The 20502-nt window shown below is 61.7% G+C and carries 14 protein-coding genes and 1 tRNA gene; 13 read left to right on the top strand and 2 right to left on the bottom strand.

Going from position 1 to position 20502, the window contains the following annotated elements:
* Window position 1 precedes the first annotated feature (1 nt).
* From treZ to DOCECA_RS08190, 10 genes are all read left to right on the top strand, one after another.
* Window positions 2-1804: a malto-oligosyltrehalose trehalohydrolase gene (treZ, locus tag DOCECA_RS08235; RefSeq protein WP_420766806.1), complete on the top strand. Its 1803-nt coding sequence runs from the start codon at window positions 2-4 to the stop codon at window positions 1802-1804.
* Complete coding sequence (gene malQ, locus DOCECA_RS08230) at window positions 1801-3879, top strand: 4-alpha-glucanotransferase (protein ID WP_434563852.1); 2079 nt, start codon at window positions 1801-1803, stop codon at window positions 3877-3879. Before treZ ends, malQ begins: the two co-directional genes overlap by 4 nt.
* Entirely contained in the window at window positions 3876-6662 is a 2787-nt protein-coding gene (locus DOCECA_RS08225; RefSeq protein WP_445571728.1) for a malto-oligosyltrehalose synthase, read from the top strand. The genes malQ and DOCECA_RS08225 overlap by 4 nt, the downstream gene beginning before the upstream one ends.
* Before the next feature lie 20 nt (window positions 6663-6682).
* Complete coding sequence (locus tag DOCECA_RS08220; protein ID WP_420766803.1) at window positions 6683-7039, top strand: DUF2934 domain-containing protein; 357 nt, start codon at window positions 6683-6685, stop codon at window positions 7037-7039.
* Between the two features lie 146 nt (window positions 7040-7185).
* A complete protein-coding gene (glgX, locus tag DOCECA_RS08215) occupies window positions 7186-9345 on the top strand; it encodes a glycogen debranching protein GlgX (RefSeq protein WP_445571727.1) in 2160 nt (719 codons plus the stop codon).
* 246 nt (window positions 9346-9591) lie between these two features.
* The gene (locus DOCECA_RS08210; RefSeq protein ID WP_434563848.1) at window positions 9592-10356 is read left to right on the top strand and encodes a PIG-L deacetylase family protein; all 765 of its coding nucleotides are present in this window, start codon (window positions 9592-9594) and stop codon (window positions 10354-10356) included.
* 190 nt (window positions 10357-10546) lie between these two features.
* Window positions 10547-11347: an endonuclease/exonuclease/phosphatase family protein gene (locus DOCECA_RS08205; protein ID WP_420766800.1), complete on the top strand. Its 801-nt coding sequence runs from the start codon at window positions 10547-10549 to the stop codon at window positions 11345-11347.
* A 168-nt stretch (window positions 11348-11515) separates the two neighbouring features.
* A complete protein-coding gene (locus DOCECA_RS08200; protein ID WP_445571726.1) occupies window positions 11516-13936 on the top strand; it encodes an autotransporter family protein in 2421 nt (806 codons plus the stop codon).
* Between the two features lie 292 nt (window positions 13937-14228).
* Window positions 14229-15131, top strand: coding sequence for an autotransporter domain-containing protein (locus DOCECA_RS08195; RefSeq protein WP_420766798.1), 903 nt, complete (start codon window positions 14229-14231; stop codon window positions 15129-15131).
* A gap of 155 nt (window positions 15132-15286) precedes the next feature.
* The gene (locus DOCECA_RS08190; protein WP_420766797.1) at window positions 15287-16912 is read left to right on the top strand and encodes an NADP-dependent glyceraldehyde-3-phosphate dehydrogenase; all 1626 of its coding nucleotides are present in this window, start codon (window positions 15287-15289) and stop codon (window positions 16910-16912) included.
* A gap of 13 nt (window positions 16913-16925) precedes the next feature.
* On the opposite strand, the gene DOCECA_RS08185 is transcribed toward DOCECA_RS08190, so the two are convergent.
* Window positions 16926-17819 carry a DMT family transporter gene (locus tag DOCECA_RS08185; RefSeq protein ID WP_445571725.1) on the bottom strand — a complete coding sequence of 298 codons (894 nt, stop codon included), beginning with the start codon at window positions 17817-17819 and terminating at the stop codon, window positions 16926-16928.
* 133 nt (window positions 17820-17952) lie between these two features.
* Here DOCECA_RS08185 and DOCECA_RS08180 point away from each other — a divergent pair, with 133 nt between their 5' ends.
* Window positions 17953-18390 (top strand): Lrp/AsnC family transcriptional regulator, encoded by a 438-nt coding sequence (locus DOCECA_RS08180; RefSeq protein ID WP_420766795.1) that lies wholly within the window; start codon window positions 17953-17955, stop codon window positions 18388-18390.
* A gap of 113 nt (window positions 18391-18503) precedes the next feature.
* On the opposite strand, the gene DOCECA_RS08175 is transcribed toward DOCECA_RS08180, so the two are convergent.
* On the bottom strand, window positions 18504-19175 hold the full coding sequence (locus DOCECA_RS08175) for a Bax inhibitor-1/YccA family protein (RefSeq protein WP_039588756.1): 672 nt from the start codon (window positions 19173-19175) through the stop codon (window positions 18504-18506).
* Window positions 19176-19299: 124 nt separating this feature from the next.
* Here DOCECA_RS08175 and DOCECA_RS08170 point away from each other — a divergent pair.
* Window positions 19300-19387: transfer RNA gene (locus DOCECA_RS08170), tRNA-Ser, on the top strand.
* A gap of 122 nt (window positions 19388-19509) precedes the next feature.
* A complete protein-coding gene (locus tag DOCECA_RS08165) occupies window positions 19510-20364 on the top strand; it encodes a prohibitin family protein (RefSeq protein WP_420766794.1) in 855 nt (284 codons plus the stop codon).
* The last annotated feature ends 138 nt before the right edge of the window (window positions 20365-20502 follow it).

The following is a 20502-nucleotide window of genomic DNA, read 5'->3' as shown; positions in this document are numbered from 1 at the left end:
GATGCCGTCAAGGACGCCTGAAACCTGGACCCACGGCGCGGTCCTGCTTGATCCAGAGCACACCCGTTTCGCCCTGTGGGCCCCTGATGCCCTTTATGTCAGTGTCGAACTCGACACTGGAGAATCCATACCGATGCTGCCCCAGGCCAACGGCTGGCACATGATCCAGGCCCGTTGCCCCGCCGGCACTCGCTACCGCTACAACATCGATGGTGAACTGCAAGTGCCTGACCCGGCTTCCAGGTCCCAGGATGGCGATATTGACCGCCACAGCGTAGTGGTCGACCCCCACGCTTATCAATGGCGGCACACCGGTTGGCGCGGACGCCCCTGGTACGATGCCGTCATCTATGAGCTACACGTCGGCGCCCTGGGCGGTTTCGAAGGTGTCGAGCAACAGCTGGCGCGCCTGGCCGGGCTTGGCGTCACGGCCATTGAACTGATGCCGCTCTCGCAGTTCCCCGGAGACCGCAACTGGGGCTACGACGGCGTGCTGCCGTACGCGCCCCAGGCTTCTTACGGTACGCCGGACCAGCTCAAGCACTTGATCGACAGCGCCCATGGCCATGGAATCGCAGTCATCCTGGACGTGGTCTACAATCACTTCGGCCCCGACGGCAACTACCTGCACCGCTACGCCAAAGGCTTCTTTCGCGAAGACAAGCACACGCCATGGGGCGCGGCGATTGATTTCCGGCGCCGCGAGGTCCGTGACTTCTTCATCGACAACGCGCTGATGTGGCTGTCGGAGTACCGTTTCGACGGCCTGCGCCTGGACGCGGTTCACGCCATCGAAGACCCCGACTTCCTTCAGGAACTGGCCGCCAGGGTGCGTCAGCAGGTGGACCCGACACGGTATGTCTGGCTGACCGTCGAGAACGAACACAACCAGGCCAGCCTTCTGGAACAAGGCTACGACGCCCAGTGGAACGATGACGGACACAACGCGCTGCACGTGCTGCTGACGGGCGAGACCGACGCTTACTACGCCGACTATGCCGAGCAACCGACGGAAAAACTCGCCCGCTGCCTGAGCCAGGGCTTCGTGTTCCAGGGCCATACCAACCGCCATGGCGAATCCCGCGGGGAGCCCAGCGGTCACTTGCCGCCCAGCGCGTTCGTACTGTTCCTGCAGAATCACGACCAGATCGGCAACCGCGCCCTCGGTGAACGTCTGCATCAACTGGCGCCGCCGCAAGCCCTGCAAGCCGCGACTGCCCTATTGCTTTTGTCGCCGATGATTCCGCTGATGTTCATGGGCGATGAGGTCGTCGCTGAACAACCGTTCCTGTTTTTCACCAGCCACCACGGCGAACTGGCCGAACTGGTGCGTGAAGGCCGCCGCAACGAGTTCAAGGCCTTCAGCGCCTTTGCCGATCCGCAGAAGCGTGAACGGATCCCCGACCCGAACGCGGCCAGTACGTTCGACGCCTCAAGGCCCAACCTGGAGGCGCACCAGCCAGAGCAACTGGCCAGTGAAGCTCTTTATCGCCTACTGCTGAAAATCCGTCGGGAGGAAATCGTTCCGCGCCTGCCCGCCGCCCATGCCTTGGGCGCCGACGTATTGGGTCACGGCGCCGTCAGCGCACGCTGGCAAATGGGCGATGGCAGCGTGTTGCGCATCGACCTGAACCTCAGCGACAAGCCTGTCAACCACAGCGCCCCGCAAGATGCGCAGATTCTTTTCGAACATCCACCGCAGGCCATGGGTCTGTTGCAACAGGGGGTACTCACGCCCTACAGCGCGCTGGTCAGTCTGACGCAAGCGGCAACCTTGCCCACCCTTACTGGAGAGCGCCTATGAGTGATGCGCAATTGGAAATCCTCGCTGGCCGGGCAGGCCTGGCGGTGGACTGGATCGACGCCAACGGCCGGGCCCAGAAAGTATCGCCGGCGGTCCTGCGTTCGGTCCTCACCGGCCTGGGCCATCCCGCCGGTAGCGCGCAGGAAATCGACGCCAGCCTGTTGCAATTGCAAGAGGACCAACAGAACCACCGCCTGCCACCGCTGATTACGGCGGACGTGGGCGTCAATGTCGACCTGAGCCGTTATTTCGAGCCCGGCACGCCTTGCGAAATCCAACTCGAGGACGGCGCGACGATGAGCTCAAAGCTCGATGCCGACGCCGCTCTCCCCGGGATCGTCCCGGTGGGGTATCAGCACGTGAGCATCCAGGGCCAACATTTCACCCTGGCGGTGGCGCCGGCCCGTTGCTACAGCGTGGCCGATGCCGTGGATGATCCAACGCCTCGGGCCTGGGGTTTGAGCGCACAGCTTTATTCGCTACGACGCCCGGGTGATGGCGGCTTCGGCGACACCCAGGCCCTCGAAGAGCTGGCGCGGGTCGCGGGCGAACGCGGCGCCGATGCCCTGGCTATCAGCCCGATGCATGCGATGTTCAGCAGCGATACCGGCCGCTACAGCCCTTACTCGCCTTCCAGCCGGTTGTTTCTCAACAGCTTGTATGCCGCGCCGGGCACCATCCTGGGCGAGCGTGCGCTGCGCACGGCGATCGACGCCAGCGGCCTGACCAACCAATTGCGCAGCCTTGAAGAGCAGCCGCTTATCGACTGGCCGGTTGCTGCCCAAGCCAAGCAACGGGTGCTTCGCGCCCTGTATGACGGCTTCAGCCAGGGCGAGCACCCTTTGCACGAAGACTTCAGCAGCTTCCGCCATAGCAGTGGAGAAGCCTTGGAGAATCACTGCCGCTTCGAAGCCCTCCAGGCCGAACGCGCGGCTCGCGGCGAAAGCCTCGACTGGCGCCAGTGGCCCGAAGAATGGCGGGACCCGCGCAGCCCGGCAATCGCCCGTTTCGCCGAAGAAAACGCTGACGAAATCGGCTTCTACGCTTTTTGCCAATGGCTGATCGCCCGCTGCCTGGAGCGTGCCCAGAGCGCCGCCAAATCCAGCGGCATGAGCATCGGCCTGATCGCCGACCTCGCGGTGGGTGCCGACGGCGCCGGCAGCCAGGCCTGGAGCCGGCAGGACGAATTGCTCGCGTCCCTTACGGTGGGCGCGCCCCCCGACATCCTCAATCGCTCGGGCCAGGGTTGGGGCATCTCCGCGTTCTCCCCCGAGGGCCTGGTTCGCAATGGTTTTCGCGCCTTCATCGAGATGCTGCGGGCCAATTTCGCCCACGCGGGAGGCTTGCGCATCGACCATATCATGGGATTGCAACGGCTATGGGTGATCCCCAACGATGCCCCGCCCACCGACGGTGCCTATCTCTACTACCCCATCGACGACCTGTTGCGACTATTGGCCCTGGAGTCCCATCGTCACCAGGCCATCGTCCTGGGCGAGGACCTGGGTACGGTGCCCGACGGCCTGCGTGAAAAACTGGCGGCGCGCTCGATCCTCGGCATGCGCGTGTTGTTGTTCGAACAGGACAACACGCACTTCAAGCCCATTCTCGATTGGCCCGACGACGCCCTGGCGACCACCAGCACCCATGACCTGCCCACTCTCAACGGCTGGTGGCACGGCCACGACATCGACTGGAATGCCCGGCTGGAGCTGATCGATTCCCACACCGAAATGGATTGGCGCAAACATCGCCAGCGTGAACGCAAAGGGTTGCGCAACGCGCTGAACCAGGACCCGCAGAACTTCCGCGAGGAACACCGCGAAACCGACCAGGTGCTGGACGCCAGCGTGCGCTTTCTCGGGCATACCCGAGCGCCGTTGGTACTGCTGCCGTTGGAAGATGCCCTGGGCATCGACGAGCAGGCCAACCTCCCCGGCACCACCGACACCCACCCTAACTGGCGGCGGCGCCTGGCTCTGGAGAGCGGAGCGCTGCTGGACGACCCGGACGCCGCACGGCGTCTGGAAATACTCGCCTGCGCGAGGCTTCAGGCGAACGAGCGTGACCGATGAACGATAAAATGACTCCATCCCTGCGGGCCACCTTACGCCTGCAATTTCACAAGGGCTTCACCCTCGACGACGCCATACCGCAAGTGCCTTACTTCGCGTCGCTGGGTATAAGCCATATCTATGCCTCACCGCTGCTCAAGGCGCGGGCCGGATCCATGCATGGCTACGATGTGGTCGACCCGACCCAGGTCAACCCCGAGCTGGGGGGTGAAGCCGCGCTCAAGCGCCTGGTCGCCACCCTGCGCGAACATCGGATGGGGCTGATCCTCGACATCGTGTCCAACCACATGGCCGTCGGCGGCAATGACAATCCGTGGTGGCTGGACCTGCTGGAATGGGGACGGCTGAGCCCCTATGGCGAATTTTTCGACATCCAATGGCATTCCCCCGACCCGTTGATGGAAGGCCAACTGCTCCTGCCCTTCCTGGGCAGCGACTACGGCGTGGCCCTGCAAGAAGGCACGCTGAAACTGCGCTTTGATGCCACGCAGGGCAGCTTTTATGTCGAGCATTATGAGCATCGCTTCCCTGTCTGCCCCATGCAGTACGGTGAGTTGCTAAAGCCTTCGGACGACCTGGCAGCCGAGCAGATCGAGTCGCTCAAGGGCCTGGCCGAGCGCTTTACCACGCTGAACTACCAGACCGATGCCCACTCCCTCGCCCGTCCCTTGCAACAGGAACTGCGAGACCTGGCAGCGGAGCCCGCGATACTCGACGCCATCGAGGTCACCCTGCGCGGCTACGACTCCACGCAGCCGGAAGGTTTCGAACGCCTGCATCGGCTGCTGGAACGTCAGAGCTACCGTCTCGCCAGTTGGCGTACGGCGGCGGACGATATCAATTGGCGGCGTTTTTTCGATGTCAATGAACTGGGCGGCCTACGGGTCGAGCGGCCGGCGGTATTCGAAGCGACCCATGCGAAAATCTTCGAGCTGATTGCCGAAGGATTGGTGGACGGGCTGCGGATCGATCACATTGACGGCCTGGCCGATCCTCGGGGCTACTGCCGCAAGCTGCGCCGGCGCGTCGACTCGCTGTCCCCGTCACGGCATCTGCCGATTTTCGTGGAGAAAATCCTTGGCGATGGCGAAACCCTGCGCCGGGATTGGAACGTTGACGGCAGCACCGGTTACGAATTCATGAACCAGATTTCGTTGCTGCAACACAACCCGGCCGGCGCCGAGCCCCTCGCTGAATTCTGGAGCCGCCACAGTGAACGGCCAGCGCATTTTATCGAAGAGGCGCGCCTGGCCCGCCAGCAGATTCTCAATGGATCCCTGGCCGGGGACTTCGAAAGCGTGGCCCAAGCCCTGTTGCAGGTGGCGCGGGATGACGTGATGACCCGCGACCTGACCCTGGGTGCCATTCGACGGGCATTGCAGGAACTGATCGTGCATTTCCCGGTGTACCGCACCTATATCACCCCGCTGGGTCGCTCCGCCGAAGATGAGGTGTTTTTCCAGAAGGCCCTGGAAGGCGCCCGGCAAACCCTCAGCGAAGCCGACTGGCCGGTGCTTGACTGCCTGGCCGACTGGCTCGGTGGCATGCCTTGGCGCGGGCGACCTCGGGGCAGCGAGCGCAAACGGCTGCGCCACGCTTGCGTGCGCTTCCAGCAACTGACTTCGCCGGCCGCCGCCAAGGCTGTCGAAGACACTGCGCTGTATCGTTCGGCGGTGCTGCTGTCGCGCAATGACGTGGGGTACAACACCGAACGGTTCAGCGCCCCGGCTCAGGAGTTCCACGGGGCCTGCTTCGAGCGGTTGGAGCATTTCCCAGACAACCTGGTGACCACCGCCACCCACGACCACAAACGCGGGGAAGACACTCGAGCACGGCTGGCGGTGATCAGCGAACGCCCGGATTGGTACACCGCGTGCGTGGAGCAATGGAGCATCCTCGCCCCGTCACTGCACAGCGATCCGGCCGCCCCTTCGGCCGGTGACGAGTTGATTCTTTACCAGGCCCTGCTCGGAAGTTGGCCGCTGGACCTTGACTTGCAGGACCCCAAGGCCTTGGCCAGCTATGCCGAACGCTTGTGGCAATGGCAGCGCAAGGCGTTGCGCGAAGCCAAGCTGCAAAGCAGTTGGGCCGCCGTCAACGACTCTTATGAGCAGGCAACGCAGATGTTCCTGGAGCGGTTGCTGCTGTGCGATGAGGGCTTGCCTCTGCGCTGCGCCATCGCCGAAGCCGTGCAGGCCATCGCTCCAGCGGGCGCCCTCAACAGCCTGGCGCAAACCTTGCTGCGCATGACCGTCCCCGGCGTACCGGATCTGTACCAGGGCAACGAGTTCTGGGACTTCAGCCTGGTGGATCCGGACAACCGTCGCCCAGTGGATTTCGAGGCCCGCCGTGAGGCGATGCAGGCCGACAGCGCCCCCGTGGCGCTTGTGCGTGATTGGCGCGACGGGCGTGTCAAGCAGGCACTGATCGCGCGGACGCTGGCCTTGCGTTCCGAGTATCCGCAACTGTTCCGCCAGGGCAGCTACGAGCCGTTGCCGGTTCAGGGTGAGCATGCCGAGCACGTATTGGCATACATGCGCCAACACCAGCAACAACGGGCGATCGTCGTGGTGCCGATTCACACGGCGCGCCTGCTGGAAAACAGTGCCCTGCCCCAGGTCGCTGCATCGGACTGGGGCGACACGCGCATCTCGCTACCGTTTGCCACCGAGGGAGCAAAACTGAGGGGACTTTTTGCAAGCGCAGCAGTCACACCCCAAAGGGAGCTGATGGTCAGCGCCGCACTGGGGGATTTCCCGGTCAATGTCTTTATTGAATCTTGAGTCAAGTCAGGAGCACTGCGATGAGTACCGACGATAAACGCATTCGTGAATTCGCCTATCAGATCTGGGAGTCGGAAGGTAAGCCTGCCGGGCAAGAAGAGCGCCATTGGGAAATGGCACGCAAGCTGGCGGAGGCCGAAGCCCTGGCGCCAAGCAAACCACCGAAAGCACCGAGCAAATCCGCGGCCAGCAAGACTGACGGCACCAAGCCGGCTGCTGCCGCCAAGGCCACCGTCGCCAAGGCCGCCGCCAAGAGCACCGCGCCCAAGGCCAAGCCCGCGACCAAGCCTTCGGCAGCCACCGCGGCAATGGTCCCGCCCGCCGACAAGGCTAGCGCTAAAAAGCCACGCGCCACGCGCAAGCCCCCGGCGGTCTGAATCCGCGAACTCATCGTTCCCAAGCCAGTGCTTCTTTCAACGAAGAGGCCTGCTTGTGGCGTGCAGACTTGTCTTCTCGCCACAAGCGCAAAGCACGCAGCCCTGCGTGCAGCGCACCACCGTATCTGTCTTTTGCAGGAGCAACTATGACCCGTCCGAAAAATACCACGCCGCCGCCCGTTATCGAGGCTTCGCGGATACGTGAAGGGCTGCCGTTTCCACTCGGCGCGACCTGGGATGGCCTGGGGGTCAATTTCGCGTTGTTCTCGGCCAACGCCACCAAGGTCGAACTGTGCATCTTCGACGACACAGGCGAGGTGGAACTCGAGCGTATCGAACTGCCGGAATACACCGATGAGATCTACCACGGCTATCTACCGGACGCACATCCGGGGCTGATTTATGGCTACCGCGTCTACGGTCCGTACGACCCCGAGAACGGCCACCGCTTCAACCCCAACAAGCTGCTCATCGACCCCTACGCCAAGCAACTGGTGGGCGAGCTGAAATGGTCGGAAGCCCTGTTCGGCTACACCATTGGCCATCCCGATGGCGATCTCAGTTTCGATGAGCGTGACAGCGCGCCATTCGTGCCCAAGTCCAAGGTCATCGACCCGGCCCATACCTGGGGCCGCGATCATCGGGTCAGCGTGCCGTGGGACAGGACCATCTTGTATGAAACTCACGTGCGCGGCATCTCCATGCGCCATCCCTCGGTGCCGGAGAACCTGCGTGGTACGTTCGCTGGCCTGATGGTCGACGATGTCCTGGAACACATTCGCAAGCTGGGCGTGTCGTCTGTGGAATTGCTGCCCATCCACGCGTTCGTCAACGACCAGCACCTGCTGCAAAAGGGCATGACCAACTACTGGGGCTACAACAGCATCGCCTTCTTTGCCCCGGATCCGCGCTACCTGGCCAGCGGCAAGATTGCCGAGTTCAAGGAAATGGTCGCGCACATGCACGAGGCCAATCTGGAGGTCATCCTCGATGTGGTCTACAACCACACCGCCGAGGGCAATGAACAGGGGCCGACGTTGTCCATGCGAGGCATCGACAACGCGTCGTACTACCGGCTGATGCCCGACGACAAGCGCTACTACATCAACGATTCGGGCACCGGCAATACACTGGACCTGAGTCATCCCTGCGTGCTGCAAATGGTCACCGACTCGTTGCGCTACTGGGCCACGGAAATGCACGTGGACGGCTTCCGCTTCGACCTGGCGACCATTCTGGGCCGGTATCACGACGGCTTCGACGAACGCCACAGTTTCCTCGTCGCCTGTCGCCAGGACCCGGTACTGCGCCAGGTAAAAATGATCGCCGAGCCCTGGGACTGCGGCCCCGGCGGCTATCAGGTCGGACGCTTCCCGCCAGGTTGGGTCGAGTGGAATGACAAATTCCGCGACACCGTGCGCGCCTTCTGGAAAGGCGACGATGGCCAACTGGCCGACTTCGCCAGCCGCATGACCGCCTCGGGCGAGATGTTCAACCAGCGTGGCCGACGGCCGTACGCCTCGGTCAACTTCGTCACGGCCCACGACGGCTTCACGTTGCACGACCTGGTCTCCTACAACGACAAGCACAACGAAGCCAACGACGAGAACAACCAGGACGGCAGCAACAACAACCTGTCCTGGAACCATGGCGTCGAAGGCCCGACGGATGATCCCGAGATCAATGAGCTGCGTCATCGGCAGATGCGCAACTTCTTCGCCACCCTGCTCCTGGCCCAAGGCACACCAATGATTGTCGCTGGCGACGAGTTCGCCCGAACCCAGCACGGCAACAACAATGCCTACTGCCAGGACAGCGAAATCGGCTGGGTCAACTGGGACCTGAGCGCTGATGGCCAGGCGTTGCTGAAGTTCGTCAAGCGCTTGATCAAACTGCGCATGTCCTACCCGATCCTGCGACGCGGTCGATTCCTGGTCGGCAATTACAACGAGGACATCGGCGTAAAGGATGTGACCTGGCTGGCCCCCGACGCAAGCGAGATGACCGTCGAACAATGGCAGGATGGCCAAGGCCGTTGCCTCGGCATGTTGATGGACGGCCGCGCACAGGAGACCGGCATCCGCCGCAAGGGCGGCGACGCGACATTGTTGCTGGTGGTCAACGCGCACCACGACATCGTCAACTTCCGCCTGCCAGAGGTGCCCGAAGGGAGTTTCTGGACCTGCATGGTGGACACCAACCAACCCGCGGTGCGTGGCCAGGAGCGTTTCGATTTTGATTTCGAATATTCCGTGACCGGGCGCTCACTGCTGCTGTTCGAGCTTCAACGCGAAGAAGAGGAATAAGGGACCTTCCCCGAGTCGGCTGGCGCAAGGACGCGCCCTGCTGCACGCGCAACACAGTTCGAACAAAAAAAACCGGTTCAGATACACATTCTGACGCGACGAATCCGCTGGCATGGTCAATACTTCGCCTGCGGTCGATTCCAGGACTCGGAACATCGCGAATCACAGTCATCGCTCCCAAGGGGCGACATTGGGCGGCTGGCCCGATGCGTGACTGAACGATTGGACACGACAAGGACGTATCTCATGAAACCTGCCTCTCGGTTGCAAGGCCGGCATCACCCGCAAATCTGGAACAGCGCGCCGCAACTGGCCGATATTCCGATCATCAGCACCCAGACACTCATACCTGCGGGCGCCCGCGCGGTCATCCTTGCCCCGCACCCTGGCGACGAAGTCGGCGCCTGCGGTGGGTTGCTCCAGTTGTTGAGCAACCTGGGCCAACCGATGTTGCTGATCTCGGTCACCGACGGCAGCCTGAGCCATCCGGGCTCGCCACTGTGGTCCGATGAGCGGCTGCGCACGTTTCGCCCGCATCCCCAGGAGAGCGTGGACGCCCTGCATCGCCTGGGCGTGCCTTCCAATGGCCTGCAGTGGGTGCGCGGAGGGTTCCCGGAAAAGGGCCTCGCCGAACATGAAGCCCAACTGACCGCGTTCATCGGCCATTACCTCAAACCTGGCGACGTGGTGTTCAGCACTTGGCGCCTGGACGGCGACAGCGACCACGACACGGTCGGCCGCGCTGGAGCCTTGGCCGCTGAAACCGTCGGAGCGGTGTTCAACGAACTGCCCGTATGGGCCTGGCACTGGCCGGTTCGTGAGCAGAACAGGATCCCCTGGCATCGGGCGCGCAAATTACGGCTGGACGTGTGGACCACCGCCCGCAAGCGTCACGCCATGCACGCCTATGCCAGCCAGCTCGGCAGCGAGCCCACCAACGGCATCGCACCGCTGGTGCCGAGGGTCATTCTCGATCGCATGGGCATGCCGTACGAAATTGTATTTATCTGACCTCCAGCCCTGTGGGAGCGAGCTTGCTCGCGATAGCGGCCCAGCCAATATTTCGTCAAGCTGACCTACTGCTATCGCGAGCAGGCTCGCCCCCACATTTTTCGCCTTGGAGTTTTGTCCGGCAAGAATTCCGGAACTGCCGCAGTCGCCATGAGTCGCATGAACAGAGACGTCTGACTCAGGAGTGAACGTGACTCGCGATCCCCACTGGCGGGTCGAAGAATCAGTGCCGCTGGACGCACCCGCGGCGATTCATCGACTGCGTGTTCTCACGGTGAATACCCATAAAGGCTTTACAGCCCTCAATCGTCGTTTCATTTTGCCGGAGCTGCGCGAAGCGGTGCGCGCCACAGGTGCCGACCTGGTTTTCCTTCAGGAGGTGCTTGGTGAACATGATCGACATGCCCTGCGCTACGACAACTGGCCCCAGACCTCGCAATACGAATTTCTCGCCGACAGCATGTGGAGCGACTTCGCCTACGGCCGGAACGCGGTGTACCCCGACGGACATCACGGCAACGCGCTGCTTTCCAAATACCCGATCCGCCAGTTCCGCAACCTCGACGTGTCAATCACCGGTCCCGAACGGCGCGGGTTACTGCATTGTGTGCTAGACGTGCCGGGCCATGCCGAAGTCCACGGGATCTGCGTGCACCTGAGCCTGCTGGAAAGCCATCGCCAATTGCAGCTCAAGCTGCTCTGCAAATTGCTTGACTCTCTCCCCGAGGACGCTCCGGTGATCATCGCCGGGGATTTCAACGATTGGCAATTGCGCGGCAACACCACGCTTGCCCGTCGCCAGTACCTGCACGAGGCCTTTGAACACCATCACGGGCGTCCTGCCCGGACCTACCCCGCCCGCTTCCCCCTGCTACGCCTGGACCGCATTTACCTGCGCAACGCCACCAGCCACGCCCCGCAGATCCTCGGGAACAAGCCCTGGACGCACTTGAGCGATCACCTGCCGTTGGCGGTGGAAGTGCATCTGTAGCCCCTGATCCGGGTAAACCGACCTGTAAGATCTGACAGTAGCGACGCCTTTGATTCGTTGCTAGCGTGCCTTTCCATACAGCGAGCGTTGCCGGGTCCTGTGTGCCATCTGTCGTGCAACCCATGCTGAAACAGGCATGCCATGGATGCCCATGCAGAGGGATAGCACATGATTCGGCGCGATCGGCATCTCAATCGTCTGTTCAACGCCTTGTGGGTAGCGGCTCCGTTCCTGCTTCCTGCCTCATCAGCGATGGCGGCTTGCACATTGTCACCCACGGCAGGCGACGATACTTACGTGTGCGACAGTGGCACGAGTGCAACCGGGCTTACGGATCTGTCGGGCAACAACAACCTGACGGTCTCAGGCAGTGGCCTCGTTCAGGGTGACGTCGTGTTCGATGCCGGAACCGACCGCATCGAAATCAACGCCAACGGTGTGATCGATGGCGACGTCGAGCAAGGCTCGCAAGCCGACGCGTTTGAAATGAATGGCGGCCGGATTCTATCGATCTCCCAAGGCGATGGCCTCGATACGTTCCTGATGACTGGCGGCACCATCGTCGACGCGTTCGAAGATGGCGACATCGCCCAGATGACCGGCGGCACCATCGGCAGGGTCGACATGAAGCTCGATGACAACGTCTTCGACATGTCAGGTGGGGAAATCATCGGCAACCTCGTCACTGGCTTCGGCAGGGACACCATCATCCTGTCCGAAGGACGCATCGGCGGTAATGTCAGCGTCAGCGGTGGCAACGACAGCGTGACCGTCAGTGGCGGGGAAATCGGCGGCGAGGTCCGGACCAGTGCCGGCGACGATCGATTCCAATGGAGCGGCGGCACCATCCGCTCAGCCATCCTGATGGGCGACGGCACCGACGCCGCTCTGTTGCAGAATCTCACCGAGGCGGGACTCGCCCCCACGCCCAGCCTGGACGGAGGCTTGGGCCAGGACAACCTGACCTTCGAGGGCAGCACGTCCAGTACCGGAGCCCGCTATGACAACTGGGAAACCGTCAGCCTGACCCAAGGCTCGCGCCTGGACTTGGGCGACACGCTGCTGCTGGGCGACAACGTCACCGGCACGGGTGTGTTCAACATCGACAGCAGCAGCGTATTGACCTCGACCCAAGGCGTCATCGCGCCGTTTACTTCAGGCCAGATGAGCACGCTCAACAATGCCGGAGCAATTGATCTCGCCGACGGCAACACCCGCACCAACGACACCCTCACCGTGCAAGGCAATTACGCCGGCAATGGCGGCCAGCTACGCCTGCAAACGGTGCTTGGGGCCGATGATTCGCCCAGTGACAAACTGGTGGTCAACGGTGGCACCCTGACAGGCGGCACCGCTATCACCGTCACGAATCTGGGTGGAGCCGGCGGCCTGACTACCCAGGACGGCATCGAACTGGTCCAGGCCCAGAGCGGAGCCGTCAGTGACAGCAGCGCCTTTTCACTGGCGCAATCCGTCTCGGCCGGTGCATTCGACTATCGCCTGTTCAAGGGCGGCGTGGCCGGCAACGCCAACAACTGGTACCTGCGCTCCACGGTAGTGGCGGGCCCGGTCGCAGCGCCCAGCCCGACGCTGCCGCCGCTGCCGGCCGCCGTGCCGGGCGCTGCGCCGATTCCCTTGTACCGCCCCGAAGTCCCTACCTGGTCAGTACTGCCCCCAGCCGCCGCGCAATTGACGCTGATGGCCCTGGGTACGTTTCACGATCGGCAAGGCGACCAGCGCCTGCTGTCGGAAACCGGCGCGTTCGGCGCGGGTTGGGGCCGGGCCTACGGCAAGGACCTCGATCAAACCTGGGCCGGCACGGTAACGCCCCGGTTCGACGGTTCCATCAAGGGTTTCCAGGTCGGCCACGACTTGTACGCCGCCCCGACGTCCGACGATCGGACCCAGCGTATCGGTTTTTTTGTCGGCCACACCGAACTGAACGGCAACGTTGACGGCTTCAACCTCGGGTTCGAAGGCCGGCGCGCTGGCAAGATCGAGCTCGATGGCGACAGCTATGGCCTTTACTGGACCCTCATCGACCGCTCGGGTGGCTACGTCGATGCGGTGGTCATGGGCACCCGCCTGAATGGCGATAACCGCTCCGAACGTGGCGTCAAAATCGACAATCGCGGGCACGCCTTGACCCTATCGGCGGAGGCCGGCTATCCGTTTGCGGTAGCTCGCGACTGGGTCTTTGAACCCCAGGCCCAGATCATCCATCAGAAGATCAGCCTGGACAGCCAGGACGATGGGATTTCAAAGGTCAAATTCGACTCCGACAGCGCCTGGACTGGCCGCCTAGGCGCCCGGCTCAAGGGCAGCTATCAAGTCAGCGGCTTGCCGGTGGAGCCCTATCTGCGAGCCAATATCTGGCACACCTTTTCCGGCACCGACACGGTGACATTCAACGACACCCAACGGATCGAGACCGAACAACGCGCCTCCACGGCGGACCTGGGCGTTGGCTTGGTCGTGAGCCTGGCGTCTAGCGTCAGCGCCTATGCCGGCGTGGACTACAGCAATAACCTGGACAGCAACCAGCAACGCGGCGTGGCGGGCAATGTGGGTGTGAGAATCAGTTGGTGAGGCGCAGACGACGATGAATTGACGCCTAAATAGGATCGTTTTTATCCGCGTAAAATCATTGGGTTAGCGCTCCCTGATTTCACTATGCCATTTGTCGGCCAATTTCTTGACGCAACCGCTTTGGTCTTCTTGAATACAACGTACTACCCCCGGAAACACAGTCAGGGGCAGGCCTCTGGAACCCCGCCATCGCGGGTCGCCAGAGGTTTGCCTCATCCATTCGGTCGCCCCTCATTCGGGGTAGGAGAGACGCCCTAAGCGAGAAATGCATGCGATTGCAAGGCAGACCCCCATGAAAACTTCCCCCCGCCCGCAGGAACTCAAAACCACCCTCTGCACCGTCTCGACCTCCCTGTTGCTGTGTTCGTCGATGCAAGTGCTGGCCGAACTGGAAGACCCTCTCACTGCCCCCTGGTACGACCGAACACCCGCCGACCACCCAACGGGCAACGACCCCGCGTCGGGCAAAAGTCCCGCGCTCTTCACGCTTCGCAACAACAATGGCCATACCCAGCGCGTCGGTTTGATCAGCGGCCAGAGCCGGATCACAGCCAATGGCAGCGCAATGCTGGTCGCGCCGGCTCTCGCCAAGCCGGGCCAGGAAACCCTGAGCCTGGAGGGGCAGAATCTTGGAGCCTACTGGAGCCTGACCGGCCCCGCGGGCTGGCACGTGGACCTGAGTGCCAGCGGGGGGCGGGTCAACGGTTTCAGCTTGAACGAACAGGGTCAGCGTCAAGCCACCGAGGGCAGCGCCGTCACGCTGTCGGTCGAAGGCGGCTTCCCCATCGGCATCAGCGAAAACTGGGTGGTCGAACCCCAGGCGCAGTTGATCAACCAGCGCATCAGCCTTGATACGCCGAACGGCGAAAATGGCGACAGCAGCGAACTGAGCACTTGGAGCGGTCGCGTCGGCGCCCGGCTCAAAGGGGCCTACCAAGTCAACGGCCTGGGCGTCGAGCCGTACGTGCGCACCAACCTGTGGCACACGGTCCAGAGCGCCGACACCGTCACCCTGGACAAAGTCGACAAGATCAGCAGCAGCCGCAAATCTTCGACCGTCGAAGTCGGCCTGGGCCTGGTTGCCCGGGTCACCCCAGTGGTGAGCCTGTATGTCAGCGCCGACTACAGCAGTGACGTCGACGACAACGACCTCAACGGCGTCATCGCCAGCCTGGGCGTGCGGATGCGTTGGTAAACACCGGCTTCATGCATTCAACGCAATGGTGGCAGGGGCGTAGGCAGGACAGCCGCACGCCCTTGCCACTTCGAAATCACCTTCATTAAGGCGTATAACGCTAGAAGCGCCGCAGACTGTCAGCCCATGGCTCATTTCATTGATGGAGTAACGATATGACCACCGCCACCCTGCTCTCCCATTTATTTCCCAGCGCCGCGGATATCCCAGAGGCCTACCGTCTCGGTGATCCCGTCGAACAACGGGAATACCTGGTCGATGGCGTCTTGAGAACCTGGCAAGGACCACTGGCCACCGTGCGCAGCCCGGTTTACCTGGCCGGCCCGAACGGCGATGAACAAGTGATCCTCGGCAGCACGCCGCTGCTGGACGCCGAGACGGCGCTCACCGCGCTTGACGCCGCCGTCCGGGCCTACGATCGCGGCCAAGGCACATGGCCGACGATGCGCGTCGCCGAACGCATCCGCCATGTCGAGAGTTTCCTGGCGCGCATGCGTGAACGACGTGAAGCAGTGGTCAAGCTGCTGATGTGGGAAATCGGCAAAAATCTCAAGGACTCCCAAAAGGAATTCGACCGGACCTGCGACTATATCGTCGACACTATCAACGCCCTCAAGGAGCTGGACCGTCGTTCCAGCCGCTTCGAGCTGGAACAGGACACGCTGGGGCAGATCCGCCGCGTGCCCCTCGGCGTCGCCCTCTGCATGGGCCCGTACAACTATCCGCTGAACGAAACCTTCACCACGCTGATTCCCGCGCTGATCATGGGCAACACCGTGGTCTTCAAGCCGGCCAAGCTCGGCGTGCTGCTGATACGTCCGCTGCTGGAAGCCTTTCGCGACAGCTTTCCTGCGGGCGTCATCAATGTGATCTACGGCAGCGGCCGAGAGACCGTCAGCGCACTGATGGCCAGCGGCAAGATCGACATATTTGCCTTCATCGGCACCAACAAGGCTGCCAGCGACCTCAAGAAACTCCACCCGCGCCCGCATCGCCTGCGCGCCGCCCTGGGGCTGGATGCAAAAAACCCCGGCCTGGTGTTACGCGATGTCGACCTGGACAATGCCGTCAGCGAAGCGCTCACCGGTTCGCTTTCTTTCAATGGGCAGCGGTGCACGGCTCTGAAGATCCTGTTCGTTCATGAAGACGTCGCCCCGGCGTTCATCGAGAAATTCAATGCCAAACTCGCCGCGCTGAAACCCGGCATGCCTTGGGAAGATGGCGTGGCGCTGACGCCACTGCCCGAAGCCGGCAAGGTCGATTATTTGCACGCCCTGGTGGCCGATGCCATCGCCAAGGGTGCGGGGGTGATGAACCAGCACGGTGGCGAATCCCGGGCTTCGTTCTTCTATCCGGCGGTTCTATACCCGGTGAACACAGCGATGCGTGTGTATCACGAAGAACAGTTCGGCCCCGTCGTGCCCATCGTGCCGTACCGTGACCTGAACACCGTGGTCGATTACGTGCTCGAATCCGACTTCGGCCAGCAACTGAGTATCTTCGGCACCCACCCAGCTGAAGTCGGCAAGCTGGTGGACACCTTCGCCAACCAGGTCGGGCGCATCAACATCAACGCCCAGTGCCAGCGCGGCCCAGACACCTTCCCTTTCAACGGCCGGAAAAATTCCGCCGAAGGCACATTGTCGGTCCATGATGCGCTACGCACTTTTTCGATCCGTACGCTGGTGGCAACCAAATTCCAGGAGAGCAACAAGGCGCTTATCAGCGACATCATCCGTGAGCGGGATTCGAATTTCCTGACCACCGACTACATTTTCTGAGACCGCTCGCTGGTTACGACAGGGCCGGGCGCCGCCATTTGACGCCCCAGCCCTGTTGCATGCCGGCAGCAGCCAGCAGGATCGCCGCCACCCCCAGCCACTGAAGCGGTTCGAGGCGAGGACCGAAGGCGAACCAGTCGACGAAGATCGCCGCGATCGGATAGATAAAGGACAACGCGCCGGTCACGGCTGTCGGCAACCGCTGGATCGCGCTGTATAGCAGCACGTACATGATACCGGTGTGAATCATGCCGAGGGTCAGCAGGCTGGCCCAGGCCTCGGGTTGCTGCGGCAACGTCGAGAGATTCGCCCATGGCGCCAACAGCAGTATCCCGGTGCTGACCTGGATCAGCGCGATCAAATGGGGTGGCGTGCCGCTGAGCCGCTTGATGATCAACGCCGCAATGGCGTACAGCAAAGCCGCACCCAACGCCAGGGCGATGCCCGCCAGATAGTCCTCGCCACCCTGCCCTTGTTCGCCATGGGCGCTGACGATCGCCAGCATCCCAAGGAACGAAACCGCGAGCCAGAAGAGCTTTTGCGCGGTGATCTTTTCGCCCAGGAACAACGCCGCCAGCCCGACCAGCATGAACGGTTGGACGTTGTACACCGCCGTACCGATCGCAATCGAAGCGCGGGAATAGGAAGCGAACAGCAATACCCAATTGCCCACGATTGCCACGCCGCTGAGTACCGCCAGCAGGAACGTTGTGCGCGTCAGCACATCCCGACGCAGGAAACCAAATCCCGCGCAAATCAGCAGCAGCGTGACGGCGCCAAATACGCAACGCCAGAACACCACATCCAGTACGGGCAGGCCCGCCACCAGTACAAACCAACCTATGGTTCCGGAAATCAGCATGGCGGCGGTCATTTCGAGCGAACCGCGGCGTAGGGTCTTGTCCATCTTCAGGCTCCTTCGGTAAGTGGCTACAGTATGCCGAGCCGCCGGGCCGCTTCTCCATGGCCTGAAAAAGGCTAAACTGGTTTTTGACCTTTTTTATAAAGGCCATTTTGACCATTTACCTAACGGAGCCGTTATGACCGACGACATCGACCAGATCCTCATCAAGGCGCTGATGGAAGATTCCCGACGCTCGCTCAAGGCTTTGGCGAACCTGAGCGGCCTGTCGTCCCCCAGCGTTGCCGAACGCCTGCGTAGACTCGAGGAGCGTGGCGTGCTCAGGGGCTATACCGTTGAAGTCGATCCGAAGTGTTTTGGTTATCAACTCCAGGCCATCGTGCGCATTCGCCCATTGCCAGGGCAGTTGCAAGAGGTGGAGCGGCAGATCCAGGCCATTGGCGAGTTCACTGAATGCGACAAGGTGACTGGCGAGGATTGTTTCATCGCGCGGCTGCATGTGCGGTCGATGGAACAGTTGGATGTTTTGTTGGATAAGTTGAATGTTCTTGCGGAAACCAATACGGCTATTGTCAAGAAGACGCCGGTGAAGCGGCGGTTGCCTCCGATGGGTTGAGGGCTGTTGATGGACGCCGACCTGGTGCAAGCCCCAGACAAAAAAAGGCGCCTTTCCTTCAGGAAAAGCGCCTTTTCTCAAATCAACAGCTCAAGCCGGACATTCCGGCAATATCAGTCATCACGTCCCATCAACCCAAACAGCTGCAGCAAGCTGACAAACAGGTTGTAGATCGACACATACAGGCTGATGGTCGCCATGATGTAGTTACGCTCGCCGCCATGGATGATGGCGCTGGTCTGGTACAGGATGCAGACCGACGAGAACAGCACGAAGCCGGCGCTGATCGCCAGTTGCAGGCCGCTGATCTGGAAGAAGAAGCTAGCCACCACCGCACCCAGCAACACGAAGAAACCGGCGGTGATGAAACCACTCAGGAAGCTCATGTCCTTGCGAGAGATCAGTACGTACGCCGACAGGCCACCGAACACCAACGCGGTCATTGCGAAGGCCGAACTGACCACTTCTGCGCCGCCCTGCATGCCCAGGTAACGGTTGAGGATCGGGCCGAGCAGGAACCCCATGAACCCGGTCAGGGCGAAGGCCGAAACCAGGCCCCAGGCCGAATCGCGGAGCTTGTTGGTAAGGAAAAACAGGCCGTAGAAACCGATCAGCACGACAAAGATGTTCGGGTAACCGACGCGCATCTGTTGTGCGACGAAGGCCATCACACCGCTGAAAGCGAGCGTGAGTGCCAGCAGGCCATAAGTGTTGCGCAGGACGCGGCTAACTTCTAGCTGCTCAGCCTGCACGCTGTTGTTCACTGCGTAATCCTGTTCGCGCATGGCGACACTCCTCCGGTTTTGAAACATTCAGTGGCAAGGATCATAACAGACGCTCTGTAACAAGCTACGTGGAGAGTTTGACAGTGTGTTTCATTCGGGTATTATGGCGCCCGCAACGCAATACGGAGGTGTGGCCGAGTGGTTTAAGGCAACGGTCTTGAAAACCGTCGACTGTAACAGGTCCATGAGTTCGAATCCCATCGCCTCCGCCATCTTCTAACGTTAAAGCCCTGACTTGTCAGGGCTTTTTCGTGTCTGGCGTTTGAAAAAACAGTGACGGTCTTCACAAAGGAAACAGTGCATGCCATCCCCTAGCCTACTCAAGGAAAGTAAAGTGCCCCGTAAAACAATCGGTTCGATCGCTGCTGCAATTGTCGGCGTGGTCCTGTTATGCGTGTTCTTCGGAAGTTGGTACACGGTTGATGAAACCGAGCGCGGCGTGCTTCTGCGCAATGGCGCGCTGGTCGGGGTGGTTGAGCCGGGGCTGTCGTTCAAGACGCCATTTATCGAATCGGTACGCCTGATCAGCACGCAGAGCCAGGTAACCTCCTACGACGACTTGCAGGCCTACAGCAAAGACCAGCAATCGGCCGAGCTCAAAGTGTCGGTGTCGTGGCACATCGCGCCTTCCGACGTGGCGAAGGTCTATACCCAGTTCAAGGATCTGGAAGGCATCCGCGACCGGATGATCAGCCGGCAGGTGCCGACGCAGGTGGAGAATGTGTTCGGCAAGTTCAACGCCGTGGCCGCCGTGCAGAACCGCGTCCAACTGGTCAACGATATCTCCGCTGCGATCAAATCGACGATTACCGGGCCGGTGATCATCGACAGCGTCCAGGTTGAAAACATCGATTTCAGCGATGCCTACGAAAAGGCCATCGAAGCGCGCATGGCCGCCGAGGTCCAGGTCAAGACCCGTGAGCAGCAGCTCGCCACCGAACAGGTCCAGGCGCAGATTCGGGTGACCCAGGCCCAGGCGGAAGCCGATTCGCAAGTGGCCCAGGCCAAGGCCGATGCCCTGGCAACGGAACTGCGTGGCAAGGCTGAAGCCGAGGCGATCAAGGCCCGCGCCCAGGCGCTGGCCAGCAACCAGAACCTGGTGGAGCTGACCAAGGCCGAGCGCTGGAACGGTGAGTTGCCCACCACCATGCTGCCGAACAGCGCGCTGCCTTTTATCGATTTGAAGTAACCTCCCTCGGCGCGGTCGATTCCGGCCGCGCCATTTTCCCGTGCAGCGTCTGGACAGATACGTCGACGCCGGTGGTTGACGCTACACTTGCTTCACTGATGACCAGACGTTCACCGTTAGCAGGGAGCTCACCGTGTA

The organism is Pseudomonas sp. E102, from assembly GCF_052660185.1.
This window is presented reverse-complemented; position numbering and strand designations above follow the sequence as displayed.

Bases quoted from the DNA above. Each gene is read 5' to 3' on its own strand.
- treZ (WP_420766806.1), top strand. From the start codon at position 2: ATGCCGTCAAGGACGCCTGAAACCTGGACCCACGGCGCGGTCCTGCTT.
- malQ (WP_434563852.1), top strand. From the start codon at position 1,801: ATGAGTGATGCGCAATTGGAAATCCTCGCTGGCCGGGCAGGCCTGGCG.
- DOCECA_RS08225 (WP_445571728.1), top strand. From the start codon at position 3,876: ATGAACGATAAAATGACTCCATCCCTGCGGGCCACCTTACGCCTGCAA.
- DOCECA_RS08220 (WP_420766803.1), top strand. From the start codon at position 6,683: ATGAGTACCGACGATAAACGCATTCGTGAATTCGCCTATCAGATCTGG.
- glgX (WP_445571727.1), top strand. From the start codon at position 7,186: ATGACCCGTCCGAAAAATACCACGCCGCCGCCCGTTATCGAGGCTTCG.
- DOCECA_RS08210 (WP_434563848.1), top strand. From the start codon at position 9,592: ATGAAACCTGCCTCTCGGTTGCAAGGCCGGCATCACCCGCAAATCTGG.
- DOCECA_RS08200 (WP_445571726.1), top strand. From the start codon at position 11,516: ATGATTCGGCGCGATCGGCATCTCAATCGTCTGTTCAACGCCTTGTGG.
- DOCECA_RS08195 (WP_420766798.1), top strand. From the start codon at position 14,229: ATGAAAACTTCCCCCCGCCCGCAGGAACTCAAAACCACCCTCTGCACC.
- DOCECA_RS08190 (WP_420766797.1), top strand. From the start codon at position 15,287: ATGACCACCGCCACCCTGCTCTCCCATTTATTTCCCAGCGCCGCGGAT.
- DOCECA_RS08185 (WP_445571725.1), bottom strand. From the start codon at position 17,819: ATGGACAAGACCCTACGCCGCGGTTCGCTCGAAATGACCGCCGCCATG.
- DOCECA_RS08180 (WP_420766795.1), top strand. From the start codon at position 17,953: ATGACCGACGACATCGACCAGATCCTCATCAAGGCGCTGATGGAAGAT.
- DOCECA_RS08175 (WP_039588756.1), bottom strand. From the start codon at position 19,175: ATGCGCGAACAGGATTACGCAGTGAACAACAGCGTGCAGGCTGAGCAG.